Here is a 6708-nt window from a genome sequence, read left to right as displayed (position 1 = left end):
CTTGTCTTCGATTAGTCGCTTGAGGTTAGCCGTTAATGAGCATTTACGACCACGATAACTAAGTTTAGTTTCGTGGTCGGCTTGCGCACTAGTCGCATGGTATTCACCCTTTAACCGGTGAATTTCATTAAAGATAGTAGTCTTACTAAAGCCCAGGTAATCAGCGATATATCGAAGAGATCGCTTTTCATGACGAAGCGTTTCGATGACAATTCGGTCTTCAAATGATAAGATAGTGGTGCCCATAAAGGTCCTTCTTTCTAATGGAATGTTGTAACGACACCATTAAAGACCTTTATGGGTTTTTCTGTCCACTAAAATGTTCAACTTAAATTTTACAATCTGCCGTATGCAAAAATATGCAGATTTAGCGATAAAAATCCGTTATACACTTAATAATACAGATTTTAAGCCCAACTATACTTTAAATGGTGTATAATTAAGTGTATATATTCTTTAAAGAAATGGGAGATGCACACAGTGAGTCAAGAAAAAAGAATCGAGTTGATCAAACAGCTGCTAGAAGAGCGGCAAGAGTTGTCAACCAAAGACATCATGAGAGAATTCGGGATCTCACAAGATACAGCTCGCCGCGATATTGTTCTGCTAACTAAGCGGGGAGAAGTGAAGCGGACACACGGGGGTATTCTTCCATTGGATTTTGGACGAAGTGTCCCTAATTTTCAGAGTCGCTTGGCTAGTTTCACCAAAGAAAAGACCCAAATTGCTTTAAAAGCAGTGGAATATTTTAAACCTCACCACGTTTATTTTGTTGATTCATCTACAATCTTACTGAAAACATGTCAAAATCTCAGCTTACCGTTGACCGTAGTGACCCACTCTTTGGATAACTGTATTGCTTTATCTGAGCATAATAAGGTCAAGGTTAAGGTTTTGAGCGGGACATTGGACCATGAAAATCGTTTCTTCTATTCTAACCTAGCTATCCAAGAGCTAAATAACGTAGTGTTTGACACGGCTTTTGTTGCGGCTTCTGGAATTGACGAGAACGGAATTTATCTTCTTGATCAAGGAGATGCCGAAATCGTAGGGTTAGCTGCTAAACGGGCACGTAAAGTGATTTTAGTGGCTGAACATCAAAAATTTGTTAACAATTCATATTATCGAATTTGTAGCTTGGACAAGATTTCTATTTTTATCACAGATCAGGAATTGACTAAGGAGCAACGAGCGATGTTCTCACCAGATACGCAAATTGTTGTAGCTTCAAACAAGGACAAATAAGAATAAAAGCTGTATACTGAAAAGAAATGTCATAGGAGTTGGTTATGTATGGCAGGAAGTAAAAACTATAACAAAACGATCGAAAAAATAGCTGTTTCAGACATTCGGCAGTTTGATAGTGAAGCAAGCCAGTTGCCTGGAATTATCAAATTAACTTTGGGTGAGCCTGACTTTAATACGCCAGAGCATATTAAAGAAGCGGCCATCAAAGCGATTCAAGATAATAAGTCACACTACACCCCTAACGCAGGGATTCCTGAATTGCGCGCAGCTACGGCTAAGTATTTTAATGAAAAGTACAACTTAAATTATCAAGCCAGCCAAGTGATCACAACAATTGGCGCCACTGAGGGGATTAATGCTTCATTACAAGCCTTGCTAAATCCCGGGGATACAGTGTTAGTGCCAACGCCTGTTTTCCCAATTTATATGGTTGATACTGAGATCAATGGTGGTCAGTTTGTAACGCTGGATACTAGTGCCGACGACTTTATTTTAACGCCTAGCCGTTTGGAAGAAGCAATCGCGGCCCATCCAACGACTAAAGTTGTCGTGTTCAACTATCCTTGCAACCCAACTGGAGTGACATATTCACGGGAACAGCTTGAAGCAATTGCTGCGGTTGCTCGGAAGCATGACTTATGGATCCTTAGTGATGAGATCTATGCAGAATTAACTTATTCTGGGGACCATATTTCGATGACTGAGATTTTACCAGAGAAGACAGTGCTTTTATCAGGCTTATCCAAGTCACATGCAATGACAGGTTGGCGGATTGGGTTTATTTTGGGACCACAGGCTTTCATTGATCAAGCTATCAAATCGCACCAATACATGGTGACAGCCCCAACAACTAATGCACAGTATGCGGCTTTAGAGGCAGTTTCACACGGACAGAATGATGCTGCTGTTATGAAAGCAGAGTATGCACGGCGGCGAGAATACCTAAAAACTGCTTTAGAAGATGCTGGCTTTACTTTAGCTGATCCTCAGGGGGCTTTCTATCTTTTTGCTAAGATTCCAGATGGAAAGTTACAGGATTGGGACTTTGTACGTGACTTAGCTCAAAAGGCCCGGGTAGCAGTTATTCCTGGTTTATCATTTGGCCCTGGAGGCGAAGGGTATATTCGCTTAAGCTATGCTGCAAGCATGGAAAACATTAAACTGGCTGCTAGCCGGATCAAAGATTATATGGAAGGGAAGTATTTTGATGATTAAGGAAAAAAACAGTCTTCCGATTGGGGTATTTGACTCGGGAGTTGGCGGAATTAGCGTTTTGCGCTCACTGGTTGAGTTGATGCCCAATGAAGATTATCTTTTCTTTGGTGATTCTAAAAATGCTCCTTATGGAACTAAATCAGTTGCCCAAGTGCAACAACTAAGTATGGATATTGTTGATCGCTTTGTTGATCAGGGAGTTAAGGCTGTTGTGGTTGCTTGTAATACTGCAACTAGTGCGGCCATTACGAGAATTCGGGCTAAGTATCCGGATTTGATCGTTGTAGGACTTGAACCTGCTGTTAAGCCGGCCGTTGCTCACAAGCGGAACGGGCGAATAGTGGTAATGGCAACGCCATTAACTCTGCGTGAACCAATGTTTAACCAGATGGCTGATAAATATCGTTTAGAAGCTAAACAGATTATCAAAGTTCCTGCTCCAAATTTAGTAGAATTTGTAGAACGAGGTGAGCTGGATTCACCTGCACTTTATCACTATTTGGAAAAGATCTTACTTCCATATCAGGAAGTTGACGCAGTGGTGTTGGGATGTACGCATTTTCCTTTTGTTGCCCCAGCTATTAGGGATGTTGTTGGGCAAGACACTTTCATTATTGATGGCGGTCCGGGAGCAGCCCACCAGCTGCAACGGCGCTTGCATCAAAAAGGTCTGCAGCAAGTCAATCCGTGGCGCAAAGGGCAGGTTACTTTTGCTAATAGCAACCCTGATCCACGGGAAATTGAACTTAGTAAACGCTTGTTTAAATCATAATTATCATTATTCTAAGAGTAACTTGGTTTCATGCCGAGTTACTCTTTTTGTATTGAGGGCAAATAATAGTCCTAAGTGCCTTTTGGGGTGTGATAATATTTGAGTGAAAACGTTTTAGATAGCATTGTTTTAAAAGGTAGGGAGACATATGGAAAAAGAGCCTTTATATATGGACATTGACTACAAGCAAGCGAGAAAGATTGCTAAAAAATTTGCTCGTGAGAATGGGCTTGAGTTGGGAAGTTATGCTGGTAGAGGTAAACACGACAACGCTTACCGTTGGCATGCAGAAAATCCGGAAAATTATGGTATGATCATCGGCTGGCCAGGATACATCTTTGTCGATGACCTTGGAGTGGCTATGTTTGATCGCGGACCATTTATCTAATGTTATCTGCTATATTCCATGGTATTGTCGAAGTCTTCTGCTATAATGATGAAAGACCATTTCAAAGGAGAGTTTGTGATGATTTCTACTGCAACTAAATTAGCTAACCGTTCCTTTTCTAATTGTATGATGAATGCTGCTGGTGTCTGGTGTATGGATGAAGCAGAACTGACAGCGATTGATGACTCTGCTGCTGGGACTTTTGTCACTAAGTCGGGGACACTGGTATCCCGTCCCGGCAACCCTGAACCGCGCTATTATGAGACGGCTCTGGGAAGTATCAACTCTATGGGGTTACCCAACCATGGGATTGATTATTACCTAGATGTAGTAGCGGCTTTTCAAAAGAAAAACCCTGGCAAAACATATTTCTTATCGTGTACTGGGTTTAGCATTGAACAAGATCAAACGTTATTACGTAAGATTAAAGACTCTGAGTTTAACGGAATTGTTGAACTTAACTTGTCTTGCCCTAACGTTCCAGGGAAGCCACAAATTGGATATGATTTCGAAACTGTTGACCAAATCTTAGCGGCTGTATTTGCTGAATATGATGGTCCATTAGGAGTTAAGTTGCCACCATACTTTGACTTGGTGCACTTTGACCAAATGGCAGCTATCTTAAACAAGTATCCGCTAGCTTATATCAATAGTATCAATAGTATTGGTAACGGTTTGTATATCGATGATGAAAAAGAAGAAGTTGTTATCAAACCTAAAAATGGTTTTGGGGGAATTGGGGGCGAATACGTCAAACCAACAGCCTTGGCAAACGTCCATGCCTTTTACCAACGGCTCAAGCCTGAAATTCAAATCATCGGTACCGGCGGGATCACTTCTGGACGGGATGTTTTTGAACACATTTTATGTGGTGCTTCGATGGTCCAAGTGGGGACAGAATTGGCTAAGGAGGGCCCACAGGTCTTTGAACGGTTAACTAAAGAGTTGCAGGACATCATGGCAGCTAAAGGCTACACTACTTTGGCTGATTTTAGAGGTAAGTTACGCCATCAGGACTAAATAAAGCGTAATCATAGCTACATTCCATGCTATACTTAAATAGAATTAATTAAAATTAACCACTTAGTTGGGGAGGATTGTCTCTATGACAAAGAAAACAATTATGGTTGCTGGTGGAGCCGGCTATATCGGTTCCCACATGGTATATGATTTGATTCAACAGGGTTATGATGTTGTAGTTGTTGATAACCTTTCAACGGGCCACAGACAAGCCGTAATGGAACCAGCCCGGTTCTATGAAGGTGATACTCGTGACCGTGATTTTATGCGACAAGTATTTACCCAAGAACCAAATGTCGATACAGTAATCCATATGGATGCTTTTTCAATCGTGCCAGAATCAGTGGCTGATCCACTCAAGTATTTTGACAACAACGTGATTGGTGTGATTGCTTTACTGGAAGTGATGAAGGAATTTAACGTCAACAAGATCGTCTTTTCATCAACGGCCGCTACATATGGTAATCCAGAAAAGACACCAATCGAAGAAGCAGATCGTAAGGATCCTATCAATCCATATGGCGAAAGCAAGCTAATGATGGAAAAAATTATGCGGTGGGTTGACCAAGCTTATGGGATTAAATTTGTTGCTCTCCGGTATTTTAATGCCTGTGGTGCTCATCCAGAAGGTCTGATTGGTGAAGCTCATACTCATGAAACACACTTGATCCCTAATATCTTACGGGTAGCTCTGGGTCAAAGTGATACTTTCCATATCTTTGGTGATGATTATAACACTCCTGACGGAACTAACGTTCGTGATTATGTTCATATCTTGGATCTGGCGGATGCCCATATTTTAGCAATGAAGTATCTGGATGCTGGTAATCCAAGCGATGTTTTCAATTTAGGATCTAGTACCGGTTTCTCTGTCAAGCAAATTCTTGAGGAAGCGCGAAAGGTTACTGGAAAAGAAATTCCTGCTGATGTTTCGGCACGGCGGGCAGGCGATCCGGATATCTTAGTGGCTGATAGTAGTAAAGCACGGGAAGTATTAGGCTGGAAGCCAAAATATGACAATGTTCATGATATTATTCAAACTGCATGGACATGGCATTCCAAGCACCCAAACGGCTATCAAGACTAATTTAGCTAAGGGGGTTGGCTACTAATGAAACGAATTGCCGTTTTTGCAGATGTTCATGGGAACCTGACGGCATTCAAAGCCATCCATCACGATATTTTGCAGCAAAATGTTGATGAATGCTGGTCTCTGGGGGATATTTTTATGCCTGGACCTGGAACCAAGGACCTATGGGAGCTTTTTGAAGACCTCGATCCGCAGGTTTGCGTTCGTGGCAATTGGGATGATTTGTTATTGCGCGGGTTCCAAGGCGAGCTTTCTATCGACCGGGAATCACACGTTTACATGGCTCGTCTGGCGCAATTTATTGCGCCACGGCTTCCCAAGCGAGCACTTGCTACGATAGCAAACTGGCCTTTGACTCGGGATGTTGCGATTGAATCGCTACGGTTCGGTTTAAGTCACAATTTGCCCTGGAAGAACTTCGACCAGACGCTATATCCCACAGCTGATCAGAAGGGCTTTGACAGCTTATTTAAAGAGCGAATGATTGATGTTGCAATTTATGCGCATGTTCATCACCCAATTATGCGTTATGGGATGGGCGAACAGCTAGTATTGAATCCGGGTTCTGTTGGAGAACCATTTAACAGTTGGCGTGCATTAAAGCGCGACTTAAGAGCTCAATATTTACTTATTGAAGTTGACGAAATGGGACTGCATGATATTTCCTTTAGAAAGATTGGGTACGATCGTCAAGCAGAATTGCACCAAGCTCAGTTGATTGATCTGCCATATCTGGATTTGTACCAGGACTTGATGGACAATGGTGTGGTTCATACCCATGATCATGACTTGCTCCGCAAGATCAACCATGAGCGTGGATATTTAGATGATGTTCACAAATATCGGGCGCAGTTGAAAAAATAATCAAAGAACTTTACTTAGCTTGTGCAGATCTAAGTAAAGTTCTTTTTATATGGAGCGATAAAAAAGAATTACTTTTATCAGGAATAGGTATCAGGGAAGAGCAATCCAAAA

Annotated in this window: 8 protein-coding genes; 7 read left to right on the top strand and 1 reads right to left on the bottom strand. The window is 41.8% G+C overall.

Annotated features, from left to right (window positions below; translation table 11 throughout):
* The coding region (locus G541_RS09330; RefSeq protein ID WP_155824486.1) for a helix-turn-helix domain-containing protein at positions 1-246 on the bottom strand (246 nt) is incomplete at its 3' end.
* 234 nt (positions 247-480) lie between these two features.
* Here G541_RS09330 and G541_RS0103695 point away from each other — a divergent pair.
* The 7 genes from G541_RS0103695 to G541_RS0103665 all read left to right on the top strand — a co-directional run bounded on the left by G541_RS0103695 (position 481) and on the right by G541_RS0103665 (position 6597).
* On the top strand, positions 481-1245 hold the full coding sequence (locus G541_RS0103695) for a DeoR/GlpR family DNA-binding transcription regulator (RefSeq protein ID WP_009554417.1): 765 nt from the start codon (positions 481-483) through the stop codon (positions 1243-1245).
* A gap of 48 nt (positions 1246-1293) precedes the next feature.
* Entirely contained in the window at positions 1294-2463 is a 1170-nt protein-coding gene (locus G541_RS0103690; RefSeq protein ID WP_027826546.1) for an aminotransferase class I/II-fold pyridoxal phosphate-dependent enzyme, read from the top strand.
* The gene (gene murI, locus G541_RS0103685; protein WP_027826545.1) at positions 2456-3235 is read left to right on the top strand and encodes a glutamate racemase; all 780 of its coding nucleotides are present in this window, start codon (positions 2456-2458) and stop codon (positions 3233-3235) included. The genes G541_RS0103690 and murI overlap by 8 nt, the downstream gene beginning before the upstream one ends.
* A gap of 148 nt (positions 3236-3383) precedes the next feature.
* On the top strand, positions 3384-3623 hold the full coding sequence (locus G541_RS0103680; protein WP_009554411.1) for a hypothetical protein: 240 nt from the start codon (positions 3384-3386) through the stop codon (positions 3621-3623).
* Between the two features lie 78 nt (positions 3624-3701).
* Complete coding sequence (locus G541_RS0103675) at positions 3702-4643, top strand: dihydroorotate oxidase (protein ID WP_027826544.1); 942 nt, start codon at positions 3702-3704, stop codon at positions 4641-4643.
* Positions 4644-4728: 85 nt separating this feature from the next.
* Positions 4729-5730: a UDP-glucose 4-epimerase GalE gene (gene galE / locus G541_RS0103670; protein ID WP_009554407.1), complete on the top strand. Its 1002-nt coding sequence runs from the start codon at positions 4729-4731 to the stop codon at positions 5728-5730.
* A 24-nt stretch (positions 5731-5754) separates the two neighbouring features.
* Positions 5755-6597 carry a metallophosphoesterase family protein gene (locus tag G541_RS0103665; protein WP_027826543.1) on the top strand — a complete coding sequence of 281 codons (843 nt, stop codon included), beginning with the start codon at positions 5755-5757 and terminating at the stop codon, positions 6595-6597.
* Positions 6598-6708 lie beyond the last annotated feature (111 nt).

This window comes from Ligilactobacillus saerimneri DSM 16049 (assembly GCF_000423265.1).
GTDB lineage: Bacteria > Bacillota > Bacilli > Lactobacillales > Lactobacillaceae > Ligilactobacillus > Ligilactobacillus saerimneri.
This window is presented reverse-complemented; position numbering and strand designations above follow the sequence as displayed.